Here is a 26,264-nt window from a genome sequence, read left to right as displayed (position 1 = left end):
GTTCCTTACTTGGCAACTGCACCGAGCCGAGAAGAGCTCGGTTCATGAATGGTCTGAAATGTTGCGTGTTGGTTTGCGATCTCGGGTAGCTCTGCAAGAGCGAGGTGCTGGGCCACTTTGCGCGCTACGAACAAAGCGTGCTCCGTCACCTGCGGAAGGCCCATGAGTTCTCCGAACGTTCCGCGGGCAAGCGGACCGAGAACGAACAGATTGTCGACCGGGTGGCCAGCTGCGTCCAATGCATTCGAGTTTTGATCGCAGGCGATGCCAAGACCGGTCTCGCAGGCTTGAAGAATGCCAGTATCAGCCAATTCCTTAAAGAAAGGCTGCGATTGCAGGACCCTGCCGTGATCAGGCCCCGTCGTGACGACGATGGCGTTAACGTCCAGAACAACGTCTCCATAATGACGCTGATCCAGGGCGACGCGAAAACCTTGCGCGCGTGGTTGGACCGTCTTGAGCGACGCCGCCATGGTTGTCATGCGGCCATCCGAAACAGCTTGGTCCAGGATCTTTTCTACCTGCGGAGCAATGCGGAAACGATGCGCGTCCCAGAACGGACGGGCGTGACGGACGACGCGTCGGCGTGCCGGCGGATCAAGGGCCTGCCAGGTTGCGAATGCCTGGCTGCGAACGGCATCAATCACGGCATGCCAGCTTTGGCCGCCCTCTTGTGCCGCATGGACCGCCGCGCGAATACGGGCAATGAGATCTGACGCCTTGCTGGAGGGCGACGTCGTAAAGTCGCCAAAAGGCTCCTGCGCCGTCTGTGGATGGCCCCGCGAGCGCAGCCCGCGGCGAGATATGCTTACGATTGTGCCCCTGTGTCCACGCGCTGAGAGGCTAGCGACAACGTCGGCGCTGGTCAGTCCATTGCCGATGATGAGCACGCGATCGTCACTATCGATAGCGGAAAGCGAAGCCGAAGATGTAACCTCAGTTACAAGTTTGGGATGGCCCTTAACGGGCAGAAGCGGTGCGGGAAGTCCTGCGGAAGGATGCGTCGCTGCAATGACGACAACATCTGCCAAAAGGCGCTTATCCATCGTATCGAAGATCTGCCAGCGATCCATGAGACGGTTGATGGCAATAACGCTCGCACGACGATGCTGAACAGCCCCAGATGCGAGCAAGGGTCCAATCTCGCTTGCGACATAATCGCCAAAGAGGCGTCGGCGCGGATAAGGGCTTCCGTCCGGCGCGTAAAGGTCACTGTCGAACGCATGCTCTTGCTTTGATAAGACAAAGGTCAAGAAGCTATCCGGCTGATCAGGATAAAGGGACATACGTTCAGCCGGCACATTGATCCGGTGCGCGTTATCTGGCGTGCTGTAAGCGAGCCCAGTGCCAAGTCTTTCCCGTGGTTCGAAAACGACGATCTCGGCAGTGGTCCTATAATGACGGACTAAATGTAACGCAAAGGCCGCGCCGCTGAAGCCACCGCCGACAACTGCTATGACAGGCTTTCTTGACGCTAGTGACATAATGAAATCTTTAAAACCTGCTTATGACCGACGAACTTGACGTCGCGTTGCGAAGGTTGTGCCAAAGCTGAGCCATTGTGGAAGCGTTCAAATATGATCCGACAAAAGGTCAGCTGAAAATGCAACGCGGATAAATCGAGATTTGCTCAGATCGAGCTTATGCTAGAGACATCTCGTCATTTCTCCCTAGAAAAGAGGGAAATGTGCGAGACGAGCAAAAAGCATATCAGCTTCCAGCTCCCTGTCGCGTTCACCGATAAATCGTGGCGGTTGTGGTGTGGAGAGATTTATATCGTAACGTTTCTCATCTCCCGCAGACATGAAAGATCTTCGCAATGCCTGCCAATGCTTTTCTAAGCTCAAGAGCATCGAGAACCTCCCGTACCAAGTGAAGCCTGAGTGTCTCCTGCTCCGCTTGTGTCGTCAACATAGTCTACAAAATTACTATTCTAATTGCGCGGTCGATCGGAGAATGGACGTTCTGGCCATGGCGCTTTCTGGCGAAAAGCACTTTCAAGGACCTTACGCGACGTACCGAGATCGCTTTTCAGGGTCGTGACGACGGCAACTTTACGGCCTCGCGGGGTAGAGCTAACGCGCATTTCCGAACTGGGTACGGACGAAAACAACGAGGTTTGCCTTCTCTGCACAGTCTTGCAGCACGGTAGACGGTAACGACTACGTACAGGGTTCGTCATCCAAAGACATCCGCCTAATGCGGTATCAAGAAGCCCGCTGCAATCGCTCGACAAAATCGCTCTTCGCGAGGGCGCCTGCAAAATAGAAGCCCTGAACCATATCGCATCCTTCAGCGGTGACAAAATCCAGCTGCGCCTTCGTCTCAACGCCTTCCACCACGACCTTGAAGGACATGATGGTTGCGAGCTTTACGATCGCGGACGTAAGGTCTGCTTGTTTGATATCATTTGGAATTCGACTGACGAAACTCCTGTCGATCTTGATCGACGTACATGGGATTTCCACGAGATAGGACAGCGATGAGTATTTGGTGCCGAAGTCATCGATAGCTATTCCAAGCCCGAGGTTTCTCAGTTCTGAGAGGAGTGGAATAACCTCATTCTCTCGTTCGAGATATGTCGATTCGGTGATTTCGATGCATAGGCTTTCAGCGGGAAAACCGGTCTTCTTTAACATCTGATCCAAAGTCGAAATAAATCGCCCGGATCGAAGTTGGCTCGCCGAGACATTCACCGACAGCGTAATGCCGCGGTATCCGGCGCGGAGCCATTCCCGTCCGTCAGAACATGTCCGCTCAAGAACGAAAGCTCCGATCGCTTCGATCAGGCCGGTTTCCTCTGCAATCGGGATGAAATCGGCAGGAGATACGATGCCGATTTCTGGATCTGTCCATCGCACAAGGGCTTCTGCACCGCACAGTTCATGGGTTGTGGCATCAAACTGCGGCTGATAGTGGACTTCAAGCCGGTCGTTCGCTATCGCGTCTTTCAGTCTCACCGCAAGTCTTGTTCTCTGTTGGCTCTCTAACGTCAGCCGCTCCTCGTATGTCGAGACGGATCCTCGTCTGAACCGCTTTGCTTCATAAAGAGCAGCATCTGCCTGCCGGAAGATGTCTTGCGGTCTCGATTGGAGGCTTGAACTTACCCCAATCGTCGCTGTCACAAGAACGTGTAGACTATCATTGATTTCTATTGTGCTGTCGAGCGAAGCCCGAATGTCGGCAAGTGCTCTCTCCAGTAGAGATTTGTCCGTAGTGTGAAGAAGAAAAGCGAACTCATCCCCGCCGATCCGGCACAGTTGGTCTTGTGGCTGTAACTGCGAAACGCGGATTTGGTCGAGTCGCGTCGCGATCGCTTGCAACACGTGGTCCCCAACATCATGGCCATAGCTGTCATTGACGTCGCCGAACCGATCAAGATCGATCATGATCAAAGAATGGGGCGACGACTGCAGACCAGCAAGCGTTTTGTCGAGGGCCCGACGGTTTGGAAGACCCGTGAGATGGTCATGAGAAGCAAGGTATTCCAATTGTACTTGGGTCGATTTCTGTTCTGCGATGTCGATCAGGGAATAGACATAGGTTTCGTCGCCCTTGAAATCCTTTCCTGCCGGCGTGATCGAGAGGATGCCTGGCCGTTTCATCCGTCCGCCGACGGTCACTTCATGACGCCAATGCTCGCTGGGAGTTCGCGGGAAAAAGGCCGTGCTATCGCCAAGCGCTATGAAGTCGCGGACATCAAGCTTTTCTTCATTCACGAGTTCCTTATCGAGCTCAAGCATGTCGCGAAAGGCCTTATTGGCCTTCAGCGGAAAACCTGACTTATCGACAATCGCAAGGCCTTCAGTCGAGTTTCTAAAAACGATATCGCCGCGGTAAAGGTCTTGATCCTTGATGGTCATTTCGCGGATCAGGTCTGTGCTGCTGGAGGCAAGAAGGCGCCATCTGACGGTCTCGGCCTCAAGATAATCGACAAACGCTTGGCGTCGCCAAAGGATGAACACTGCAAGCGGAACGCTGAAAGCAAGCGCCATGACAATCTTGCCACCGAGGCCCCCGAAGACAAGCGTAACGATCTGCGAATTGATGCCAAAGGCGATGAGCGGAAATGCGATCCCGTCGAGGACGAGCACGAACGCGAAGGATGTGATGTAAAGCGCTGCAGCCCAAACTGGGACGACATTCTTTCGCTTTATGATCTCGAATATAAAAAGAAGAAGCAAGAGCTCCAGGATGATGAGCACGCCGCCGAGGGCGATGAGCGGTGTCGAGATCTCGAAGAGAGCGGAGGGGACGCCATGGGTGTTGATGGCCTTGTCTGACTTCAGGATCGTCTGCGTCAAATAGGAAAAGGAGATATTGAACAGATCCACCAGAACCACGAGACGCACAAGATGACGAAGAATGAAAGCGTCTCTCTCTGCCCACACGAACATGACCGCGGTCATCATAAATGCGCCGTAACAGAGGTTGCCGCCTGAAATGACGATTCCCTCGGCAAGCGGCAGCGAATAGACGTTGCCCATGAAGCCGCCAATCAGAAGAAGGATAGCAATGTAAACGTAGAAATGCGTCCTCCGGCTCGGGCCGTGCAGCATTGTGAAGTAAAGTGGGAAGAGTGAGAAAGAAATGATTTGCAGTATCAATAGAAGAAGCATCAAATCCGTCCGGCGTGAGTGCCTAATATACGCGGGAGCGTCCAATGATGAAATCGCGTTTAGGTAACGAAGTGTTACAACCTTGTCCTTGAGAGAGGCTTACGTATATCAACGGTTCACGCTGTTAGGCTGACAGGCAAAAGACGTCGGAGGCATATCAAATTCAAAGGCCCGCAGTTTACGCGGACGAAGATTTTATAGGCTATTGCCGCAGACAGGATAAAGCCATGGTCAGTTGACCTGAGACAGCGCCCATGCGCAACCATAACGCCGTCGCCAGCCAAGCAGACTGACAGTCAATGGGCGAACGCTTCTTCGAACGACCGTCCCAAAAAAAGAAATGAAACAAGTTCAATTCTGGCCGAGATCAACTGGCATCGAAGACAGACATCCCTTTTATGGAAAGCGACCGATAGATCGCAAATCTGAAGAAACGTTGCTTAAGCGTGCTGCGGCCTGCGGGTCGCAAAGCTGATCGCGAGTACCAAAAAGATCAGAATCCCGGTGGCGACCTGTTGCCAATAGAAATTGAGGCCGCTGAGCAGCAAGCCGTTCGAAACCATCGCAAGAAGCAGAACGCCGAGAACCGTGCCCAAGATATTTGGCCTGGCACGCGCATCTATCGTCGTTCCGATGAATGTCGCCCCGATTGCATTCAAGAGAAACGCGTTTCCGGAATTTGGAATATAGACGGTCACGGTCGAGGTTAGGATTAGGCCGGCACTCGCTGCCACAATTCCGCTCACAACATAGGTCGCAGCCAGATATCGCGAGAGCGCAAGACCCGAATAGCGCACCACATCTGCTTGAACGCCAGCAGCTGTAATGACCCGGCCAAACCTCGTTCTTCCGAGCATGACAGACGCGCCGCAAACAACAACGAACGCGACAAGAAGCGAGATCGGCAGGCCAATTAGGCGTCCCTTGCCAAGCAAATGGAAGCTTTCGGGGATCCCCGTCTGAGGAAGATAGATGGGGTTTCCGCCGTTCGTCAGTAATTGTTGCACGCTTCGGCCGACAAACAGCGTGCCGAGCGTTGCGAGGAAGGGTGACACCCCGATTTTCGCAATGAGAAATGCATTGAACAGCCCAACGAGACCACCTGCAAAAAGACCAGCAAAGAGAGCGACCGGGACGGGTACTCCGAGGAGAATGAGAGAGACGAAAGCATAGCTTGAAAAGTCGATTGCGGCGCCCAGGGAAAGGTCGATGCCACCTGATGCGACAGTAAAGGTCATTGCGACGGATACAATCGCGAGCAAGGTGAAATTATTGACCAATAGGCTCTCGAGATTGCCAGTGGTCAGAAAGCCTGGAGACAACGAAGAAAAAAGAAGGAAGACGATAAGGAGCGCGGCAAAAAGTGCGGCGCGCGCGGCGCGGGCGAGGAAATTTTGGGGTCCGGCTTGCAGCGACATGATCAAGACTGCCTGCGAATGAGCGTGGTTGCAGAAACGGTGAGCAGTATCAAGCCACCTTGTAAGCCGCTGACCAGAGTGCTCGAAAGATTAAGAAGCTGGAACCCATTTAAAATGATGCCAATAAACAGTGCCGAAAGCAAAGTGCCGCCGATTGTTGGAACAAGTCGCCGTGAAAAGACCGAGCCCAGGAGCGCTATCACCACAACGGGCAGAAGCATTTCACCTGACCCTGTGCTCGAACCACTAAGATAGGCAGTGTTGAGAATGCCGGCGAGCCCGCCGCATAACCCGCTGATCAGAAACGCCAGCGCAACATAGAGCTTGATGTTAAGGCCGGCCGCGCGGGCCGCCTCGGGAAATTCGCCAGTTGCGTAGAGCCTCAAGCCAAACCGCGTTCTCTGGACAAGAAGACCGATGAAGAACGCAACGACAAGAAAGACGGTGCCGAGAGCAGGAACCCCAAAAAAGCTCGATGTCGATAACATCGACAGGATGTCGCTCGAGGCCGGAATAACCGTGTTTTCAGTCAGAACAAGTTCGAGACCCGAAACGACGTTCATGACTGCCAGGGTCGCCAAAAGCGGAATGATGCCAATGAGCGCGACCGCGGCTGCATTGACCGCGCCAATAGCAAGCCCAACCCCGAGTGCGCCAACAATGGCAAGTCCGTCGCTGTAGCCGGCGCGAAGCATAGCGGCATAAACCGCGGCGCTAAGGCCCATGTTGGCAGCAAGCGACATATCAATGCCGCCTGTTACGACATTCGGACCACCTGCAATCACCACGACCGTAAGCCCAATCGCCAAGATGCCGGTGATGGCACTTTGTCCTAAGATATTGCCGATATTAAATGGCGTTAAAAAAAAGGGTGCAGTGAGCGAAAAGACGACCACGACCGCGGCGAAAGTCGCAAGCGCGCCATACCGCAACGAGGCAGTCGCCAAACGCGCTTTCGACCCACGGCTAACGACGGAGCGCTTCGCCGATGCAAATCCAGGTCCCAAACCTTCTACATCAACCGACATGAGTTAAACCTTCTCTGGCGCCTGTCGCTTCAGCCAGAATTTCGTCAGTCGTTGTATTGCTCGAAACCAACTCACGCGTTATTCGCCCTCTAAACATGACAAGTACACGATCACTCACCCCGATCAGCTCGTCGAGATCCGACGACAAGATGATGACGCTGGCACCTCGGGCTGTGAGATCGCCGATCAGTCCGTAAATCTCCGCCTTGGCGCCGATGTCGACCCCAACGGTCGGTTCATCAAGAAGATAAAGCTGAGTATCGCGGCCAAGCCACTTCGCAAGGGCTACTTTCTGTTGATTTCCGCCGGAGAGAGAACGTAACAAAGACCCGGCCCCTTTCGTTTTGATTTGCAGCCTGTCGATCAGCGCATTCGTGGATTCCAGCTCTGCTTGCGTGTCGAGCAAACCAAACCGCAAAAATCGACCAAGGCTTGCCAGCGTCGTGTTCTCGCGAACGCTCATATCGAGCGCTATGCCGTGCCTGCGGCGGTCCTCCGGCACCAAGGCGAGGCGGGCCCGAGCAGCCTCTCGCGGAGTATTGAAGGATAGGGTTCTTTGCCCCAAAACAACATCGCCGGATGTCGCCTTTTCCAACCCAAAGAGAACGCGCATCAGATCTTTGGCGCCCGAGCCCAAAAGCCCGGTTAGTCCAAGAACCTCTCCTCGACGTACTGTCGCTGACACTGCATGAAATTTTCCCGAAACCGATAAGCCGCGCAATGTGAGAAGTGGCTCGCCGAGCTTGGCGATGCGGGCAGGGTAAAGGTTTTCGGTTTCGCGTGCGATCATCAGCCGGCTGATTTCATCGGCGTTCGTTTCAGCGAGGTCAAGCGTTGCGACATCGCGGCCATTACGCAAAATCGTTACGCGATCACAGATCTCTTCAATCTCTTTAAGGTAATGAGAGATATAAAGGATAGTAACGCCTTCCTGAGCTAGCCGACGGATAAGTCGGAAGAGAAATTCGGCCTCGCGCCGCACCAGAGCAGCCGTAGGCTCATCGAAAACAAGTATCCTCGGTTTACGAAGAAGGGCTCTGGTTATTTGAATGATTTGCTTTTCTGCTGTTGTGAGCTCGCAGATCAAGGCACCGACTGGCAACTCAAGGTCAAAGTAGCTCTTTAAAAGTCGCGTTGCCTCCTCTCGCATCTTAGCGCGGTTCAGGAGGGGAGATCCTGCGACCACCGGCTCATGACCAAGGAATAGGGCCTCCCCCACCGTAAAGCTCGGTGGCAATAGGCGATCTTGATAAATGAAATGAATGCCGAGCGTTTCTGCTCGGCTAGGCGTTAGGCGCGGCTCGATCACCCCGTCTATGCTGATTTCGGCACTATCAGCGTGATGCAGACCCGCAAGGATCTTGATCAGTGTTGACTTACCCGCTCCGTTTTGGCCCACCAATCCATGAATTGTGCCGCGTTCAACCGTGAGATTGGCCCTGTCCAGGGCCAATGCGCCGCCAAAGGCCTTCACGACATTCTTCATCCGCAGAGTGTGCCGACCAGTTGCTTCTGTGATGTCTGACATGCTGCTCTCAAGAAAAGGACCAATACTGCGTCGAAGTCAGCCCGTGGAGGGAACTAGCCAATGCCCAATTTTTTCGTGATTTCCTCAACATTCGTCTTGTTGGCGAGAAGAGCAGGGACGTAGGTTTCTCGCGGAACCGGCTGGCCAGCAAGAATCCGAGCCACGTTGCGGATGGCAGTTCGACCAAGCTCAGCGGGCTGCTGGGCGACATCCGCTGCCGCGGGCGATTTGGGATCTGCAACCAGCTGAAGGACTTCAGGACTGCCATCGACACCGTATGTCTTGATCTCGGTTCGGCCGGCAGCCGCAAGTGCTTGTGTGGCACCAAGCTGTGGAATATCCCATGCGGACCAAATCGCCTTGATCGAGCCTTTTTCCGGATAGCGGTTCAAAATCGCCGTGATCTGAGTGAAGGCATCTTGAACTGTGTTTGGGATCACATCCCTTAGTTCAGGCTTAACAAGTTCCACCTTCGGGAAATATTTCACGACATTGACAAGCTGATCGTAGCGGATGGCGCAGGGGGTCACGCCATAAAACCCATTGAATACGACAACCTTACCCTCACCCCCAATATCTGAAACAAGCTGTAGGGCAAGATCTTTGCCAATACCCCAGTTGTCAGATGTCGAATTGTTCAGCGAGTTAACGGAGCCTACATCGATAGTCAGCACAGGGATGCCGGCATCGCGTGCCTTCTTCAGCCACGGATCGATGACAGTCAGGGTACCGAGGAGTTGAACAATTGCATCCGGCTTCTGTGCAATCAGGGTTTGGAGTTGAGAAACGAGCTTTCCGTCGTTTCTGCCGGCATCGACGGCTATGGGCTCTCCGCCAAGCTTCTTAACCTCATCGATTTGCGCATTATAAGCCTGCAGATCAAAAAAATGATCAGTCCCAGCAGCGCTGATGCCGATGCGCTTTCCTTTTAGAGAAAGTTCATCCGCTGCAAGACCCGGTTGCGCGCTGATCGCTGAGACGCCGGCAGCGGTCGCTCCAGCCAAAGCGGCTATCTTCAAAAGGTCGCGTCTTTGAAGTCCGTAGTTACTATTGTTAGACATGAGATCCCCTCTCTATGAAACTGTGAATTTAGTTACAAAGCCCCGTTGCGGGGCGGTTGAATGCCGTTCAGCAAGTAATTGCCTATTGCATGGAACTTCCACCTCACCGGATCATGCAGCGTATGAGTGCGGGCGTTCCGCCAGTGTCGATCGAGGTTGTGGCTCTCACGCGCCGACTGCGTTCCGGCCAGCTCGAAAAGAACATTCGAGGCTTCAAGTGCAGCCTCCGTCGTCAGGACTTTGGCACTCGCGACAGCCAACGTCGCCTCAAGCGCAGCAGCCTCGTTCAGTGTATCGCGGGCAACGTCGACCTTTTGCCCAGCCGTTGTGATCAGGCTCGATGCGGCATCGATCCGTACGGCAACTTGTCCCACTTTGAAGATCGTGAGTGGATCCTCGGAGGCCTTGTCGACACCGGCATCCATCCATGGGCGGGAGCGTTCATTGACGAAGGCGATTGTGTCGCGAAGAGCTGCACGCGCAATTCCAAGATCTATTGCAGCTTGAATTAGCTGGCCAACTGATCCGATTGTCTGCGGCCGTTCAAAACTCTGATGGTGGCGGATAACGGCGTCTGGCGGCACAGCCACATTTTTAAGTATGGTTGTACCAGAACCTGTCGTACGTTGACCAATACCGTCCCAGTCATCGATGATCTCGATCCCCGCCGTGCCCTGCGGAAGAAAAGACATCGTCAGCTTCTCGTCCTCATCATTGGCGAAGACAACGATCCAATCTGCGAAGAGCACACCGGTCGAATAGAATTTCTTGCCGTTTATGACGAAGCCTGTACCGCTGGGCCGAATGGTCGTGTTGTAATGTCCAACGGTCTTAGAGCCGATTTCCGATAAAGCGTTACCGAACTTGTCGCCCTCAAGAGCACGGCCAAAATAGAAAGCCTTTTGCGCTTCGGATCCTTCCATCCGCAAGGCTTCGAGGATGTAGAAGTGATTTTGCGGAATTTGGCCTATCGACCCATCGGCCTCAGCCAAAATCGCTATAACTTCCCCCAAAATAGCATTCGATACGTCAATCCCACCGTAAGCTTTGGGCACAGTGATCGCCAACAGGCCCGATCGTGCCAGCTCATTCATCTCTTCGTAAGGCAGTACTCTTTCTCGATCCCGGCGAGCGGCGTCCTCGGCAAAGCGCGCCGAAAGCCTATGTGCCGTTTCAATGGCTTCGGACTCGTTTGTGATCCGGTAAGCGGTGCGTTCGGCCTTTGCCTGCAAACTTTGGCTTGTCATCTATGCTCTCCCAAGCTGCTATCAGGCTGCTGCGGACGCGCTGCTAGTGATTTTAGTAGATGGTACGGCTGCGCTTGGGGCTTCGCCTATGCGCCATTGGTATGGTGGCATCGTGCCATTGACGGCGTAATCACCAACAATCCGATCTTTGTAGATACGTGGATTGTGGGAGGTTAACGTCCTCGCATTTCGCCAATGCCGGTCAAGGGCAGAGCCGCTCTTTGCGGCGGACGCTCCCAAAGTATCGAAAAGGATCGTCGAGGCCTCGAGAATGAGATTGCTGACGACGCCGAGGGCCTGCGACGTTTCAATTTCCGCTATGGCGTTCGCATGCTCTTCGGCCCCGGCATCTGTTTTGAAATGCGCGTCGTAGGCACGCTCCAATGCTGCAGCAACCTGCAACACGATGGCAGATGCCGCATAAGCGTTCGACCGAATGCGCCCGACCACTTGTAAAACCTGCGGATCTTGGTTTGCCGTTGGACCTGCGCCGTTCGAAAAATGGCGTGTGCGCGCTGAAACGGCCTTTGCTGTTTCCTTGGCAATAGCACGGCCAATGCCTGCGAGCGTCGCCAAGTGAACGGTCTGGTAAAACGCGGCGCCATAACGATACCGATCATCATCGTTAATGATGTCGAGGGGATCTACTTTGGCGTTATTAAATGTCGTGGTCCCACTTGCGGTTAACTTCTGGCCGAACCCATCCCAATCGTCAATGACGTTGACGCCAGGGTCCCTACGGCTCACGACAACCGTGACGCCCTCACCATCGACACCCGTTGCACCAACGTCAATCCAATCCGCAAAGAGGGAACCTGTCGCGTAATATTTGGTGCCATTAAGGACATAGGATCCTTCTCTTCTGCCAACCCTGGTCGAGAAGGCTGCTTGGCTTGCAGGCCCTATCTCCGTCCAAGCATTTCCAACAAGTTGCCCATTGGTGACCCTTTCAACCCAGCGCAGGCGGAAAGGACCAGGTTGTGTGTTGGCAACATGCTCGACGAAGCCAAAATGCGCGCGCAATGCCTGGGTAACATTGGGATCCGCCGCAGAGAGTTCGACCAATAAATTGAAGAGTTCGGGCAAAGTCGCGCCGATACCGCCTTCACTTTTGGGGATGCGCAAGGCGCCGAAATTCGCCTTTGCTAGAGCTGCGATCTCGTCATGCGGCAAAATTCGGCCGAGTTCCCGGGAAACTGCACCCGTTTCAATCTCGGCAAAGATTGGTCTGAATCGCTTGGCCAATTCTTCATAACGTGCGCTTGGTCCTGCTCCCCACGCTTGATCGATCTGTGACATGTTCCACCTTTGTGTTGTTGGTTGCCAGCAGTTAGGCGACAGCGGTCCGGGTTTGGCCGTCATGTTGTTCCGCTTCGAGCCGTTTGACCGCCTCGATGTCGCGATAGCGCGCGGCTGGATGCTCTTCGGGAAGATACGCACCGGCGCCAAAAAGCTTTTCTCTTAGCGTGCCTTCACGGTACGCGGTTGGGTAAACGCCGCGTTTTTGAAGTTCCGGTACGATGTGGTTGACGATGTCCTCGAAGCTTCCTGGAGTGACAGCATAGGCAATGTTGAAACCATCGACGTCGGTGTCCGTAACCCATTCCTGCAATATGTCTGCAACGCGTTCCGGTGAGCCGACGAAGACGGGGCCGAGTCCACCAATGCCCCCAAACTTGGCAAGCTCGTCAATCGTCCAGGATTTGTCGCCGCCTGCTATATGTTCGACGAAAGAATGAATCGCGTTGGTTTCGACTTTTTGAATGACATCGGTCGGCGCATACTGACCAAAGTCGATACCGCTCCATCCAGACATGAAGACAAGCGATCCGTCATAGGAAACAAAGCTCTTATAATCTTCGAATTTGGCTTGCGCCTTCTCCTCGCTCTCGTCCGTGATGATGGTAATCAACGTGTAGATGAACACGTTCTTTGGATCGCGTCCCGCTTTCGCAATGCGTTCGCGGATATCAGTCACGTAGGATTTGAGAACCGATTTGGTGGGAGCTGCAACAAAGATGCATTCGGCGTGCTCTGCGGCGAACGCCTTTCCGGGTCCGGAGGCACCGGCCTGATAGAGCACGGGCGTACGTTGGGGTGATGGCTCGGTGAGCTGATAGCCAGGGACGTCGAAATACTTGCCTTTGTGCCCGATTTCGTGAACCTTCGAAGGATCGGTGAAGATGCGTCGTTCACGATCGCGTAGAACAGCGCCGTCCTCCCACGAGCCCTCGAGCAACTTGTAAAGGACCTCGACAAATTCGCCGGCAACCTCGTAACGATTGTCATGCCTCTTAAGTCCGGCTTGCCCGACATTCTTTGCGCCGCTTTCGAGATAAGAGGTCACGATGTTCCAGCCAACGCGGCCTTTTGAATGGTGATCGGCCGTGGCGAGCCTGCGTGCGAATGTGTAAGGATGCTCGAAGGATGTGGACGCCGTTATACCAATGCCAAGATGGGTGGTGGCCAGCGCTATCGGTGCCGCTAACTGGAGCGGATCATTGACGGGGATCTGAGCAGCCTGCTCGATCGCATGATAGTTAGATCCCTTGTAGACGTCGTAATATCCGATGACATCGGCGATGAAGATGCCATCAAAAACGCCCCGTTCAAGTGTTCGAGCAAGATCCTGCCAATACTCCAGATCCTTATAGCGCCACGAACGATCACTAGGATGAGCCCAAAGACCGGGAGACTGATGCCCGACGCAGTTCATGTCGAAGGCGTTAAAGCGGATCTGTCGTGTCATGGCTCACCTCTCGTTCGAGCCAGACGGTATTCACAACACTCCAAATAAGTAAGTTAATCCATCTTTTTAGTGTACTAATAAGTAGAATATTTTTCTCATCGGTAGTCTTGTCGTGACGTTTGCGGATTACGCATCTGACAGCGTGCCAGGCCCCTAAGCAGTATCGCTGCGATCATCGCGCTTGGCTTGGTGGCTTACCATTTGAGAGATTAAGCGATAAGTTGTGCACAGAGAAGTTGAAACGCTGACAATCTGCTCATTCGCAGTGCTGGTCCGTCGAATACGCCGGAGGGAAGGTTTCAGCTGCAGCAATTGTCTAATTTAACTGCTGTCACAAGATAATAGAGGAGCCGAACAGTTCGGTTGATAGTTTGGGCAATGTAACCTTCCTGTTGGCGATCAACGCCTCGATCGGCATTGCCTTCGCAGCCATGTTTGTCGGCTTGTCGATGAAATACGATCTTCCGATGGGGAGGTGGTGCGCTGCAGGCTTTATTTGCGCGGCGTTTTTTGTCGCCTTAGAGGCGATCGTGCCCGCGTCCTTTGCTCCTTTAAAGCTTTCTTTGATAACCTTCGCAGGGTTGCTTGCAGCACTCGGCTTGATTTCCGTTGGTGTTCAGCGGCGCTATCAGCCCGCGGCGCAGATCTGGCCGGTGGCGATTTTGTTCTTCATCCTCGTGTTATCGCACATTCTCTTCATTGCGTATTCTGTGCGCGATTCCCTAATCCATGCGTTTGGTTATCAGCTCCCGTATTTCGCTTTAGGTGCCGTTGGAGCGTTGTGTATCTTCAGATCAAACCGACGTCGTCCTGCAGATTGGTTTTTATTCGCCGTTCTCCTCGTTATGGCGCTCCAGTTTGTCGCTAAAGCGGTTCTTGCGCGCCGGCTTAACACGGGGGCTGATTTTGGATCTTACATCGTCAGTCAATACGCCCATTACTCACAGTCGATCGGTGCGGTTCTGGCAATTCTATTGGGACTTAGCCTGCTGATGGTGATGGCTGAAGATGTCATGAAGCAAGTGCGTGACTCTCTACAGAGGGACCATTTATCTGGTCTGTGGAATCGCGGCGCGTTTGTCGAACGTGCAAATCATATCCTTGAAAAACATGAAGCAGGTGCCGTCGTCGTTTTATGCGACCTCGACCATTTTAAAGTCATCAACGACACCTTTGGCCATGACGTGGGTGACGAGGTGATTTCAGCCTTCTCTCGTAGTTTGAAGGACGGTGGAGGGGAATTGTGCGGGCGGATCGGCGGAGAGGAGTTCGCAGTCCTGTTTGCCAATGGAAGCGTTGCTGAACTGAGGCAGTTCGTAGATAGGGTGGGATTTCTGTTCAGTAACGTTGAGTTTGGAATTGCTTCGTTAAAACCTACTGCAAGCTTTGGCATCGCTTTCGCAACGGAGAATGATCGTCTCGAAGACCTCCTCAAAAGGGCAGATGCTGCCCTTTACGATGCCAAACGTGCCGGTCGAAACACGTTTCGGTTCGCTCCGGCCCCGGATCTTGAAGGCCAGGTAGCGAAAATTGCTAACGGGGACGAGCTCTGATTTGCTGGAATCTACCTCGGACCAAAGGCACGACCGTTGTCACGCACGGCGATTGTATTCCGAGCCGATCATCAGTGGCTTTTTGTCGAGCCCTTTCTTCATGAGCACTCCGGTATCCGGACCGAACATCGTGTAAATTGGCATCAGACTGGCGCCTAACGCTGAACCGCGGGCGCCGAGGCCGCCGGCTGAAATCACAGGAGGAACCAGGCCGGCCGGCATCATCGCAGCAAAGCATTGTTTAACGCGCTCGACAGTATCCATGAGCAGTGGCTTGGGAAGCAGCCCGTCGATGATGACAGCTTCAATATCAACGACAGCAATGCCGCCAATCAGAGCCTGCGCCAAGGCATCGGCGCAATCATCCTGCCACTCACGAACCAGTGCTTGCGCAGAAGCAGGCATGGGATCGAGATCGCGCACTCTCGTGATCTCAAATCCGTTGAACCTTAGATGGTGCACAAGTGTAAAAATCGAGGCACGGTGCAACAGTACATCGAATTTTCCTGATGGTTTGGGGACGGAATTCAGCCTCGAATGCGTCACCGGGAACGGACCAAAAGCTGCCGTATTGCCATTGGGACCCGTTTGTAGCGTGCCATCAAGTACCAACCCGGCTCCCACGAATGTACTAAGTGATATATGCAGGAAGTCAGAATGCTTTTTGCCTGTGCCTTGAACAAGTTCGGCAATCGCCGCAGCGGAGGCGTCGTTTTCAATCATGACCGGTAGGTCGTGCTTGTTGGCAAAATAAGCTCTAAGATCAAACGTCCGCCATTCCATCTGGACCTCGGAGGGAAAACCTAGTTCCGCATCCCAACCCCCGATAAAGTAAGGTGCGGAAATCCCCAGGCCAATGAGCCTTTTGCGCTCTTCTTTGCTGAGCCTGTCACGAAATCGACCAATTGCCTCGTCGCCAAGCCGCCTGACACGAAGGGGATCCGGATGATCGTAATCGTATGTCTCGAATACAACTGTTTCACCCGCAAAATCAGTCAAGATGGCATCGAGTGCTCGCCGACCAACATGCACGCCGATCGAAAAGGCTCCATCATTGGCAAGGCGATACATTGCGGACGGCTGACCCTTTCCGCCAAACCTTTTGCCGTTTTCGACCAGATATCCGCCGTCAACAAGAGCGTCCACAATGCCTGCTACGGCGGGAGGCGTTAGGTGTGCATATCTTGCAATCTCCGCTTTAGATGCTTGGCCTGAGCGTCTGACTGCGTCGAGAACGACACGCTCATTATAGTAGCGCAACTGCATCGAATTGCTGCCCTTGCCGGCCATGTTTATCTGCCTCCAGACTGATAATCGGCTTACGCTTTTTGCGCTCCCATTGCCAATTGTCAAAGACCTATACGACGGCTCTTGACGATCTTCAAACGCAATTATAGTAATTTGCTTTAATTAAGCACCAAGGGGAGTTGGTGTTGTTCAGTTTGGCGAGGATCCAGTGAATTTTCCTAAGAAACGGATCGGCAGTCAGCCTCCAGAAAGCGGTGGTGGGCATAATGCTTGATGCAAACGCAAAATCCGCCTCCGCCACGGACGACGCCGCAGCGCTACCTGCCTGCCTTGTCGGTGTTACAAAGACATTTGGTGGCACGGTTGCTGTCTCGGACGTCAGCCTTGAACTACGGTCAGGTGAAGTTCTGGCTTTGCTGGGAGAGAACGGTGCGGGCAAGAGCACATGTGTGAAGCTGCTTGCCGGTGTTCATCGACCGGACAGCGGCTCTGTCTTGATCTCCGGCCAGGCACACAGATTTGGCTCTCCTCTGGAGGCACAGAAAGCTGGCATTGCCGTGATGCACCAGCATCCCGGGCTATTTCCTGACCTGTCGATCGCAGAAAACCTCTTCATCGGTCAGACAGGCACCGTATGGCATATTGACCATGAAAAAATGGAAGCTGATGCGCAGCGTTTGCTCAGCGTCGTCGGTCTCGATGTTGATGTGTCCAATCGGCTCGGTAAGCTTAGAACGTCCGAACAGCAGCTTGTTGAAGTCGCGCGGGCCCTATCATTGAATGCTCGCGTCCTGATTATGGACGAACCAACCGCAGCGCTATCGCAGCGCGAAGTCGAAAGGCTCTTTGCTGTGGTCGCCTCGCTGCGAAAGCGTGGCGTCGCCATGATGTTCGTCGGCCATCGCATGGACGAAATCTATCGTGTTTCCGACCGTATCGCAGTTCTGCGTGACGGTCGGCTCATTGGGACCGAGCTTGTTGCCGATCTATCCCGAGAGAAGGCCATTCAAATGATGGTTGGTCGCGCGCTGGACGGTCTTTACCCGCGTCATGCCTCCTCGCCAGGAAACGTTCTGCTGGATGTCAAGGAACTGTCCCGCCAAGGTGCCTTTGATGATGTTTCTTTTGAGCTTCGAGCACGGGAGATACTCGGCTTTGGTGGTTTGGTAGGGAGTGGGCGTACTGAAATTGCTCGGGTGCTGTTCGGGATTGATAGACCAACGGCAGGTTCGATTATCCTTAACGGGCGGCCTGCCAACTTTTCGTCTGCAAACGATGCGATGGAGCAGGGCATCGCATATGTTTCGGAAGATCGCATCGGTCAAAGCCTCGTTATGGACTTCTCAATCCTTAGTAACGCATCCCTGACAGTTCTCGAGGAGGCGACCAAAGGAAGAATGATGTCGCGGTCGAAAGAATTGAGGCTGGCTATGCCCTTCCTCGATCGACTGCGATTGCGCTTTAGCTCCTATGATCAGCCGGTCAGCTCCTTGTCAGGCGGAAACCAGCAGAAAGTTGTCTTATCAAAGTGGCTGGCCACGAAGCCGCGCATTCTCATTCTCGACGAGCCAACCCAGGGCATTGATGTCCAGGCCAAGGCGGACGTTCATGCAATGATGGCCGATCTGGCCAGTCAAGGTATGGCGATTATTTTGATTTCCTCTGAGCTCCCGGAACTTCTGGGAATGTCAGATCGGATGATTGTCTTGCGCGAGGGTCGCATATCCGGTCGTTTCACCCGGGATGAGGCAAGCCAAGAGAAGGTCATCGCCGCTGCGACAGATGCGATTGTGGAAAATATCGACCGCCAAGTCGTGGCAGTGCCGGCTTATTCCGAGGAGCAGCATACGTCTCCCGGCACGCAAAGCGGACGGGGAGGGCGCATCTTCGCGCGCCGAGAATTTGGATTGTTCGCGGCTATGCTTGCCGTGATCCTTCCGATTTCGTTCCTTAACATTCGCATGCTGAGCGGCTCCAATTTGTCCGCTCTTGCTATGGATGCGGGCCTGCTCATGATCGTCGCGATCGCCCAGATGTTGGTGTTGGTCACCCGTAACATAGATCTTTCCGTCGCAGCCGTAATCGGACTTGCTGCCTATGGTGCAGCATCGACACTTCATGTTCATCCCGGGATCGGGGTTTTGGGCGGCGTGTTGCTCGCGAGTGGGCTAGGCTTGTTTGCGGGGCTGGTCAACGGATTGATCGTCACCTACGGCCGGGTGCCGGCCATCGTCGTCACGCTCGGAACGATGTCAGTATTTCGTGGTCTCAACAGCATCTGGGCCGGCGGTACGCAGGTGAGCGCCGATCAGGTACCCCAAGCATGGTTGGACTTGACCAGCGCCAGCGTCTTCGGCGTTCCAGCTATCATTCTAATCGCGATACTAACCTTGCTGGCTGCTGGTTATGTTCTCCGCTATACTTCATTTGGACGCGAACTTTACGCCATCGGATCAAACCCTGACGGCGCGCGTTTGATTGGTATACCTACAAAATCTCGGATCCTGGCAGCATTTACCGCGGCAGGCTTGCTTGCCGGGTTTGATGGTGCGCTATGGGCCTCACGTTACGCAACGGTCGATGCACGCGTTGCCTATGGTTTTGAGTTGACGGTCATTGCTGCAGCCGTTGTTGGCGGCGTTGCGGTTCGCGGCGGATCCGGGACGGTTCTTGGTGTTGCAGCCGGCGCGTTACTTCTTCTCGTCATCAACAATGGATTAACTTTGGTCCGCGTCGATCCACTCTGGCTGCAGGGGGTCTATGGTCTGGTGATTCTCGCTGCGATCGCAATAGATGCCTACGTGGCGCGCCGAGCCTCGCGCACCGGAGCGCCTTCATGAGCGATCGCGTGGACAACAAAACGAGCATCGTGGCGCGTATCGGCAACTGGGACAACTTCCTCGCTGCAATCACGGTTGCTGTCCTTTTCTATGCGGTCCTCGAGGTGCCAAACTTTGCATCGGCGTTCAACATCTCGCAGGCCGTTGCAGGGATTTCCGAGCGGGCTCTGATCGTGCTGCCCATGGTGCTCCTGATTCTGGTGCGCGAGATCGACCTATCGGTCGGGAGTATCCTTGCCCTGACGAGCGTGATCTTCGGTTCAATGGTGCAGGCTCCGTTTCCCCTCTATGTCGCAATTCCTGCAACTCTGATCGCAGGCGCCATCTGCGGTGCGTTCAACGGCCTCCTCGTTTCAAAGCTGGGTTTTCCCTCTCTTGTTGTGACCCTTGGCACGATGGCTCTGTTCCGCGGCATCGGGTATATTTTGCTTGGAACCGGTTCGATCAATGACTTTCCCGATAGCTTTCTCGACTTTGGCATCGATAGCGTCGGACCAACTCCTATTCCTTGGACTATTGTACCGTTCCTCGTCCTTGCGCCGCTATTTACAATAGCCTTGCAAAAGATGCCTCTGGGTCGGCGGATCTACGCCATCGGCGGTAATCCTGAGGCTGCACGCTATTCGGGCATTCGCCTTGCTCGAACAGTTCTTTGTCTGTTCATCACTTCGGGAGTCATCTGCGCCGCAGGTGGGATGGTGTATGCCGCGCGCCTGGCCAATGCTCGCGCCAACAACGCGCTGGGGATCGAGCTTGATGTCATTACCATTGCGCTTCTTGGAGGCGTCAGTGTTTTCGGTGGTAAGGGCAGGTTGACGGGTGTTTTTTGGGCCCTCCTTCTCTTTGCCACCATCAGGAATGTACTCGGTCTGCTGCAAATTGGCGGTGATGCACAGGGCACAGTCATCGGCCTCCTGCTGATCGTATCGCTGCTCGCCAGCAATGCAGCAGAGCGCATCTTTGCCAGTGTGAAGGTTTATCAGTCGAAATCAAAAACACGCGAGTAGCATCCGGTGGCTCGCATGTTCTCTCAAGCCGGATCTTCGGAGGAGGAAACAAATGAAATTGAAACTCGTAAAGTCCATGGTTCTTGCAAGTACGCTGCTCTTGGTCGTCAGTTCGGCCAGCGCAGCTGATTGTTCCAAGGCACCGGTGACTGTGGGCTTTTTGCCCAAACTCGACACAGATCCATACTTCCAAGTTGCACAGACAGGCGCCGAAGAAGCAGCAGGCGAGCTCGGCGGAAAAGCCATCAAACAGGCGCCCTCGCAAGCAACGGCCGAAGCGCAGATCGACTTTATCAACAATCTGGTTTCGCAAAAGGTCGGCGTCATCGCGATTTCTGCCAATGATGCCAATGCAGTGGCACCGGCGCTTCGCCGCGCCGAAAAGCAAGGCGTTAAGGTTGTATCCTACGACTCCGATGTCGCTGCCAATGCTCGAACGCTCTTCCTCAATCAAGCGGCGGGCGACAGCCTGGCCGAGATGATGCTGGAATCAATGGGGCAGTTAATCAATTACGAGGGCGACTTCGCCATCCTCTCATCGACGCCAACAGCCACCAACCAAAATGCGTGGATCGACTTCATGAAGAAGAAGATGGCTGGCGATACGAAATATCAGAAAATGAAGCTGGTGCAGGTTGCTTACGGTCAGGAAAGCGAGCAGGTCAATCAGCAACAGGCTTTAGGGCTGGCACAAGCATTCCCCAATCTCAAGGGTATTATCATCCCAGCTGGGATAGGGCTGCCCGCAGCCGCCCGCGCCATGGAGCAGGCAGGCTTGCTTGGAAAGATCAAACTTACCGGTCTAGCGCCCGCAACCCTCATCAAGAAGTACATTCAAGACGGTTCGGTTCAGGACATCTGGTGGAACGTCAAAGATCTCGGCTACCTGACATATTATGCCGCGCAGGCCGTTGCCGAGTGTAAGGTAACCGGTAAAGAAGGTGAGACATTCGCAGCCGGTCGACTAGGAACCTACAAAGTCGGTGCAAAAGGTGAGGTCCTGCTGGGACCTGCCAAGATCGTCACGCCGGCAAACGTCGAAGAATTTAAATTCTGAGGTCGAGCGGGCAGCGTTGCAAACAGCGCTGCCCCTTTCGCCAATTTTGCAACGAGGTTCCATGATGAAGCCAGTTCTGCTCGCGGGTGAGATTTTTCACATTACCACTTTGGCTTCGACTGGCCTCGAAACTGGGGCCTCTTCACGTTATTCCAACGGAGCGACGCGGTACATTCAAGCATTGATGAATTCCCAGATCGATGTCGTTCAGATTGGGGGTGATCGCTGTGAACACGAATTTCCCACCACTATGGATGAGCTCGATCGCTATTCCGTTGTCGTAATCTCCGATGTTGGCGCACTATCGTTGCTCTACACGCCGGAAACAAGATTGGGAAAGCGCTCCGTTAATCGCCTCGAACTTATTCGTCGTTGGGTGGAGCAAGGCGGAGCCTTGATGATGGCGGGCGGATACACGGGCTTCCAGGGTATGTATGGAGCTGCCATGTTCCATGGCACCGCTATCGAGCGGGCCCTGCCGGTCGAAATCAGTGCTCTTCCGGATGGCCTCGAAGCGCCTGAAGGACTTGATCCCGTCATCGCCAGCAGCGACCACGCCATCTTATCAGGGATGACGGCACCAGTTCCCTTTATTCTAGGGCTCAACCGCGTCATTGCGCGGGTTCAGTCGGACACGAGAACCCTTATGTGCTGCAAACATGGAGGCAGCGATCTTCCGTTGCTTTCGGTGCGAGAGTACGGTTCTGGTCGCTCGCTGTCATGGACCACAGATATCGGGCCTCACTGGCTTTCGGCAGATTTCATGCAGTGGTCGGGATTTGATCGATTGATGGCGAACATGGTTCGGTGGCTTGCACGGGAAATCTAGCAAGCGACGGCATGTGCCCGTCATCGAGCCAACCCCTCGTGAACATAAGCGTTTTTCAGCCTTTAACGGTGTTTCATATTGATCAAAAATTTTCTTGAGAAAATTGATTCTGTGTTACCAGTTTGCCGAGTTGGAGGAACACTATGAGCCGGAATGTTATTCTCGTCGATCCTTTACCGCGCACGGTCGATCTGATCATGGAGCGGAGCGTGAAGGAGCGTCTTCACGCTCTTGGCGAGGTCGTGATTTGTGAAGATCGTCAGATGCCGGCTGAGCAAATCGATGAACTGTTGCCCGACACAGTCTTGATTTTCGGTCAGACCGACATGCCCAGGGAGCGACTTGACCGCGCGCAAAAACTGAAGGCCATCATCAACGTCGAATCCAACTTTATACCCAATATCGATTATCAGGCATGCGTGGAACGCGGCATCTGGGTCTTGGCGCCGGCATCTGCCTTTGCTGCACCCGTGGCCGAGGCATCGCTTGCGATGGCGATCGATCTTGCGCGCGGCATTACGCAGGCAGATCGAGAGTTTAGGCTGGGCATTGAGCAATACGGCCTCGCAGGCAATGAGACGACGTTTCGTTTCGCTGGAGCTTCAGTTGGGATCATCGGGTTTGGAGATTTGGGCCGGCAGCTCCGCGAGCTGATCCGGCCATTTCGCAATCATGTGCGCGTGTTCGATCCTTGGCTTCCAAGCGAAATCATCGAGCGGGCAGACTGCGCTCCTGCCATCCTTGATGAACTTCTTTCCGAAAGCCAGGTGATCTTCGTTTTCGCCAGCGTGACGAGCGAGAATGAAGGCTTCATTGGTGCGCGCGAATTTGCAATGATGAAGCCTGGCGCGGCCTTCCTGCTCATGAGCCGAGCGGCTGTTGTTGATTTCCCGGCAATGGTCGAAGCCGCTGCCTCTGGACGGATTCGGGTTGCAACGGATGTCTTTCCAGAAGAGCCGGTTGCGGCGGATGATCCGATCCGGTCTGTGCCTGGCATTCTTTTTTCCGCGCACCGGACTGGCGGGACGCGCGATGCACTTTACGCCTTGGGTTCTATGGCAGTGGCCGATGCGGAGCTCATCATGAAGGGACTGCCGCCACAGCTTTGTCGTCGAGCCGATCCGGCGACCGCGGCGCGCCTGAAGTCAAAGCCTGTCTCCGTCACCTGAAGAAATGACGGTGAAAGCTGCTGAGTATTAGAGGGCTTTTTACAGCCTGACCGCACGAATGCACCGGCGTCTATCGTCAGACGCCGTGTCGTCCATTGCCAGCGTCAACGCGTCACGTCCTATGTATCATCCTACGCGCCGCCTTGCCTGCGCGCCGCAGTGCTGCGCGCGCCTCTTCCAGTTCATTGGTATTCTGGAGAAATCCGTGAATAACGCCGGGCACGATGTCGAGATCATCTCTACGTCCAAGGTTTTGCAGCCGCTCGTGCAGCATAAGTGTATCCGAGTAAAGCGGATCTACACCTGCCGCCATGAGATAGAGCTGCGGCATCCGCAAAAGTGTGTCGTCGCTTGCAACAAGTGGACAGGCAAGTGGATCTCCACTGATGTCGCGGTCGCCGGCATACCATTGCCAATACCGTTCCATCTTTGCGATCGTAAGACCCGGGCCGTTGTCAAAACGAGCATAAGAAGCGCCTGTCAGATCGGCTGAAAAATTTCCATAAAACAGCAGTGCCCCGTTTGGAAGGGATTGGGCGTCGGTCTGCTCGTGGAGCATGCTCGCGAGCGCAAGGTTGGCGCCGGCAGAGTCTCCCGCTATTAGGAGAGGCTTCGCTGAAATTCCCTCGATACGGCCGTTAAGAAGCGCTCGCAGGCAGGCAACGACATCGCGCAGGCCAGAGGGGAACGGGTGTTCTGGAGCCAACCTGTAATCTGGCATTGCAACAGCCATACCGGCTTCAATGGCAAGGACGCGCGCGCACCGCTCATGTGTTTCAGGGCTGCAAAATGCGAAGCCGCCACCATGAACGAAGAGAATTGTGCCGGATCCTGCATTTTCGGGTGTGAGGATACGCATCCGGCACGGTGCCGAACCCAGTGTGGTATCAGCTGGGACCCAAACTTCGGCTTCCGACATCATAGCCGGCAGGTTCACGTTCCGCTTTTCGTTGAGACGAGCGGAAAGAGCGCGTCCTTCTGCCGGCGGCAGGAGAGTGGCATCTGGTAAAGGGCCAAACTCGGCCGCCATCTTTTCCATCAGAGCCCGCATAGGCGGCGAAAGCAAGCTGGGATCCGGCCGTTCTTCATTCACTGTTTGTGTCTCCTCGGTAATCGACATCCACTTGGCTTCGAGAAGTCAGAACTCTACACAGTGCCATTAGAAATGCAGCCGCTCACAGCATATCGATGATGCCGTGGTGTCGAAGTATCCTCAGGTCATAGCGCTTCCAACCCTGTATCATCTTAGGGCCATAGTTTGGACCAGGCACCACGCATGATTAGGCTGAAGGCTCAGGGGACAGCGTGCCACTCTTCATTGTCTTCTCCGATTGCCTCTGACGTGAAGCGCATATCCTTGGTTGTTCGGGGTTAACAGAGCCTGCAGGCATGACTCTCTCAAACCGCTGGGCCGGGATCACTTCGAAGTTCGCTTTCGCTTTCGTGCATAGCTCTTACTGCCACTTTGACATCCCGAGCCCGTTTGGAGGGACCGTGACTCCGTTGCACGCGACGCGACCGATGCAATGCAGCCTTGGATTTTTTTCTGGGTTTACAAAAAACATATTGTAGTAGACAAATGTCAATACAGAGGGACGACATATGACGGGTCTTGTTTGTCATATGTAGATTCTCTCTTGAGGAAGAGGAAAAGCCTGCTTTGTCGTGCACGGCGTTAAGTTGGCCTATTTGATGTGTTGGACTGAGCTGGAGGTCGACAGACAGACACGTCGAAAGGTTCTATTGACAAGCGCTACATGTGTCTGACAAATGTCAAAGCATGTTGATCGGTTTCGTTTAAGCAGTGTCATCGACACTTTTGCTTGAGCGAGGCTCTGAGGGAGGAGGATCGACTGTGAGTTTGCGATTGGATCGGCAAGCTGTTTTTTTAGCGGCCATCAATGGCGCGGTGCTTGTAGCGGGAGCCGTTCTGGTTGGGAGCGGCTTCCTCGATATCTATAATCTTCAGTCGATGGCCTCGCAGGTTCCTGAGCTTGGTCTTCTTGCGCTTGGCGTGATGTTGGCGATGATCTCCGGCAACGGCGGGATTGATCTCTCCGGAATTGCGCTTGCCAACCTTGCGGGCATCGTCGCCTTTGCTGCCGCGAGCGCTCTGGTGCCGGTTGCCGATAGCCCATTTCTATTTTCATGGGTTTTTGCAGGCCTAGCACTTGCCATCGGTTTTGCTGGCGGGCTGCTGAACGGCATGATCATTGCCTACGCCCGGCTAACGCCGCTGATCGCCACCTTAGGCACCCAGCTGGTTTTTACGGGCCTTGCCATTTCCCTTACCAATGGATCTGCCATCGGGATGGGTTTCATTGAACCACTCGACGATTTTGGCAACTCGCCAGTCCTTGGCGTGCCGCTTTGCTTTGCGCTTTTTCTGGCAATCGCCGCAATTCTTGCTTTCGTTCTTTTGTACACCCGTTTTGGCGTCCAGCTGATGCTGCTGGGCAGCAATGCAAAGGCCGCGCGCTATGGCGGAATTAACGAGAAGCGCATGCTGCTCGTCACCTACACGATTTGTGGAGTGCTTGCCTCAGTTGCCGGCATCATTATTGCCTCTCGAAACTCGTCGGTGAAATGGGATTATGGCAGTTCCTATGTGCTGATCGCCATTCTGATTGCGGTTTTGGGGGGGGTGAAGCCTGAGGGAGGGCATGGCAAAGTGATGTGCGTCTTGCTCGCATCCACCGCGTTGCAGATGCTCTCCAGTCTATTCAACTTTATGAATATTTCGAACTTTTTCAGAGACTTGGCCTGGGGTCTTCTTCTTCTACTGCTTTTGGCATCGGCACGCGTCAATTTTGGGGTCTGGTTGAAATCCGGACGATAGCTGCAGCCAAGCGTCCGACCAATAGGCGGGCGTGAAATATTCTACGGCCGAAATCGCCATGGGCGTTGCCGG

At 54.2% G+C, this 26,264-nt stretch carries 18 protein-coding genes; 7 read left to right on the top strand and 11 right to left on the bottom strand.

Going from position 1 to position 26,264, the window contains the following annotated elements; genetic code table 11:
• Positions 1-5 precede the first annotated feature (5 nt).
• The 9 genes from VQ830_RS12800 to VQ830_RS12760 form a co-directional block, all read right to left on the bottom strand.
• Positions 6-1,484, bottom strand: coding sequence for an FAD/NAD(P)-binding protein (locus VQ830_RS12800; protein WP_337268501.1), 1,479 nt, complete (start codon positions 1,482-1,484; stop codon positions 6-8).
• Positions 1,485-2,207: 723 nt separating this feature from the next.
• The gene (locus tag VQ830_RS12795; protein ID WP_337268500.1) at positions 2,208-4,619 is read right to left on the bottom strand and encodes a putative bifunctional diguanylate cyclase/phosphodiesterase; all 2,412 of its coding nucleotides are present in this window, start codon (positions 4,617-4,619) and stop codon (positions 2,208-2,210) included.
• Between the two features lie 440 nt (positions 4,620-5,059).
• Entirely contained in the window at positions 5,060-6,037 is a 978-nt protein-coding gene (locus VQ830_RS12790) for an ABC transporter permease (RefSeq protein WP_337268499.1), read from the bottom strand.
• Positions 6,038-6,039: 2 nt separating this feature from the next.
• A complete protein-coding gene (locus VQ830_RS12785; protein ID WP_337268498.1) occupies positions 6,040-7,065 on the bottom strand; it encodes an ABC transporter permease in 1,026 nt (341 codons plus the stop codon).
• On the bottom strand, positions 7,055-8,593 hold the full coding sequence (locus tag VQ830_RS12780; protein ID WP_337268497.1) for a sugar ABC transporter ATP-binding protein: 1,539 nt from the start codon (positions 8,591-8,593) through the stop codon (positions 7,055-7,057). The genes VQ830_RS12785 and VQ830_RS12780 overlap by 11 nt, the downstream gene beginning before the upstream one ends.
• Positions 8,594-8,646: 53 nt before the next feature.
• Positions 8,647-9,654, bottom strand: coding sequence for a sugar ABC transporter substrate-binding protein (locus VQ830_RS12775; RefSeq protein ID WP_337268496.1), 1,008 nt, complete (start codon positions 9,652-9,654; stop codon positions 8,647-8,649).
• A 32-nt stretch (positions 9,655-9,686) separates the two neighbouring features.
• Positions 9,687-10,901, bottom strand: coding sequence for an SfnB family sulfur acquisition oxidoreductase (locus VQ830_RS12770; RefSeq protein WP_337268495.1), 1,215 nt, complete (start codon positions 10,899-10,901; stop codon positions 9,687-9,689).
• A gap of 21 nt (positions 10,902-10,922) precedes the next feature.
• On the bottom strand, positions 10,923-12,200 hold the full coding sequence (locus VQ830_RS12765; RefSeq protein ID WP_337268494.1) for an acyl-CoA dehydrogenase family protein: 1,278 nt from the start codon (positions 12,198-12,200) through the stop codon (positions 10,923-10,925).
• A gap of 31 nt (positions 12,201-12,231) precedes the next feature.
• Entirely contained in the window at positions 12,232-13,650 is a 1,419-nt protein-coding gene (locus tag VQ830_RS12760) for an LLM class flavin-dependent oxidoreductase (protein WP_337268493.1), read from the bottom strand.
• A gap of 392 nt (positions 13,651-14,042) precedes the next feature.
• On the opposite strand from VQ830_RS12760, the gene VQ830_RS12755 reads away from it, so the two are divergent.
• Positions 14,043-15,203, top strand: a complete 1,161-nt coding sequence (locus tag VQ830_RS12755) for a GGDEF domain-containing protein (RefSeq protein WP_337268492.1) — start codon at positions 14,043-14,045, stop codon at positions 15,201-15,203.
• Between the two features lie 39 nt (positions 15,204-15,242).
• On the opposite strand, the gene VQ830_RS12750 is transcribed toward VQ830_RS12755, so the two are convergent.
• A complete protein-coding gene (locus VQ830_RS12750; protein WP_337268491.1) occupies positions 15,243-16,493 on the bottom strand; it encodes an ROK family transcriptional regulator in 1,251 nt (416 codons plus the stop codon).
• A 224-nt stretch (positions 16,494-16,717) separates the two neighbouring features.
• On the opposite strand from VQ830_RS12750, the gene VQ830_RS12745 reads away from it, so the two are divergent.
• The 5 genes from VQ830_RS12745 to VQ830_RS12725 all read left to right on the top strand — a co-directional run bounded on the left by VQ830_RS12745 (position 16,718) and on the right by VQ830_RS12725 (position 23,353).
• A complete protein-coding gene (locus VQ830_RS12745; RefSeq protein ID WP_337268490.1) occupies positions 16,718-19,291 on the top strand; it encodes an ATP-binding cassette domain-containing protein in 2,574 nt (857 codons plus the stop codon).
• Complete coding sequence (locus VQ830_RS12740) at positions 19,288-20,298, top strand: ABC transporter permease (RefSeq protein ID WP_337268489.1); 1,011 nt, start codon at positions 19,288-19,290, stop codon at positions 20,296-20,298. The genes VQ830_RS12745 and VQ830_RS12740 overlap by 4 nt, the downstream gene beginning before the upstream one ends.
• A gap of 52 nt (positions 20,299-20,350) precedes the next feature.
• The gene (locus tag VQ830_RS12735; protein WP_337268488.1) at positions 20,351-21,355 is read left to right on the top strand and encodes a rhamnose ABC transporter substrate-binding protein; all 1,005 of its coding nucleotides are present in this window, start codon (positions 20,351-20,353) and stop codon (positions 21,353-21,355) included.
• A gap of 61 nt (positions 21,356-21,416) precedes the next feature.
• Entirely contained in the window at positions 21,417-22,184 is a 768-nt protein-coding gene (locus VQ830_RS12730) for a glutamine amidotransferase (protein WP_337268487.1), read from the top strand.
• A gap of 143 nt (positions 22,185-22,327) precedes the next feature.
• Positions 22,328-23,353, top strand: coding sequence for a hydroxyacid dehydrogenase (locus tag VQ830_RS12725; RefSeq protein WP_337268486.1), 1,026 nt, complete (start codon positions 22,328-22,330; stop codon positions 23,351-23,353).
• Positions 23,354-23,465: 112 nt separating this feature from the next.
• Here VQ830_RS12725 and VQ830_RS12720 read toward each other — a convergent pair whose 3' ends face one another.
• Complete coding sequence (locus tag VQ830_RS12720; protein ID WP_337268485.1) at positions 23,466-24,446, bottom strand: alpha/beta hydrolase; 981 nt, start codon at positions 24,444-24,446, stop codon at positions 23,466-23,468.
• A 762-nt stretch (positions 24,447-25,208) separates the two neighbouring features.
• Here VQ830_RS12720 and VQ830_RS12715 point away from each other — a divergent pair.
• Positions 25,209-26,192, top strand: coding sequence for an ABC transporter permease (locus VQ830_RS12715; protein WP_337268484.1), 984 nt, complete (start codon positions 25,209-25,211; stop codon positions 26,190-26,192).
• The last annotated feature ends 72 nt before the right edge of the window (positions 26,193-26,264 follow it).

This window comes from Oryzifoliimicrobium ureilyticum, from assembly GCF_037199735.1.
GTDB classification, from domain to species: domain Bacteria; phylum Pseudomonadota; class Alphaproteobacteria; order Rhizobiales; family Rhizobiaceae; genus Rhizobium; species Rhizobium ureilyticus.
The sequence above is the reverse complement of the archived record's forward strand: the minus strand, read 5'-3'. Positions and strand labels throughout refer to the sequence as shown.

Excerpts from the sequence above, each read along its gene's own strand:
- VQ830_RS12800 (WP_337268501.1), bottom strand. The coding sequence starts at position 1,484 with ATGTCACTAGCGTCAAGAAAGCCTGTCATAGCAGTTGTCGGCGGTGGC.
- VQ830_RS12795 (WP_337268500.1), bottom strand. The coding sequence starts at position 4,619 with ATGCTTCTTCTATTGATACTGCAAATCATTTCTTTCTCACTCTTCCCA.
- VQ830_RS12730 (WP_337268487.1), top strand. The coding sequence starts at position 21,417 with ATGATGAAGCCAGTTCTGCTCGCGGGTGAGATTTTTCACATTACCACT.
- VQ830_RS12775 (WP_337268496.1), bottom strand. The coding sequence starts at position 9,654 with ATGTCTAACAATAGTAACTACGGACTTCAAAGACGCGACCTTTTGAAG.
- VQ830_RS12740 (WP_337268489.1), top strand. The coding sequence starts at position 19,288 with ATGAGCGATCGCGTGGACAACAAAACGAGCATCGTGGCGCGTATCGGC.
- VQ830_RS12760 (WP_337268493.1), bottom strand. The coding sequence starts at position 13,650 with ATGACACGACAGATCCGCTTTAACGCCTTCGACATGAACTGCGTCGGG.
- VQ830_RS12765 (WP_337268494.1), bottom strand. The coding sequence starts at position 12,200 with ATGTCACAGATCGATCAAGCGTGGGGAGCAGGACCAAGCGCACGTTAT.
- VQ830_RS12750 (WP_337268491.1), bottom strand. The coding sequence starts at position 16,493 with ATGGCCGGCAAGGGCAGCAATTCGATGCAGTTGCGCTACTATAATGAG.
- VQ830_RS12770 (WP_337268495.1), bottom strand. The coding sequence starts at position 10,901 with ATGACAAGCCAAAGTTTGCAGGCAAAGGCCGAACGCACCGCTTACCGG.
- VQ830_RS12725 (WP_337268486.1), top strand. The coding sequence starts at position 22,328 with ATGAGCCGGAATGTTATTCTCGTCGATCCTTTACCGCGCACGGTCGAT.
- VQ830_RS12745 (WP_337268490.1), top strand. The coding sequence starts at position 16,718 with ATGCTTGATGCAAACGCAAAATCCGCCTCCGCCACGGACGACGCCGCA.
- VQ830_RS12735 (WP_337268488.1), top strand. The coding sequence starts at position 20,351 with ATGAAATTGAAACTCGTAAAGTCCATGGTTCTTGCAAGTACGCTGCTC.
- VQ830_RS12780 (WP_337268497.1), bottom strand. The coding sequence starts at position 8,593 with ATGTCAGACATCACAGAAGCAACTGGTCGGCACACTCTGCGGATGAAG.
- VQ830_RS12785 (WP_337268498.1), bottom strand. The coding sequence starts at position 7,065 with ATGTCGGTTGATGTAGAAGGTTTGGGACCTGGATTTGCATCGGCGAAG.
- VQ830_RS12790 (WP_337268499.1), bottom strand. The coding sequence starts at position 6,037 with ATGTCGCTGCAAGCCGGACCCCAAAATTTCCTCGCCCGCGCCGCGCGC.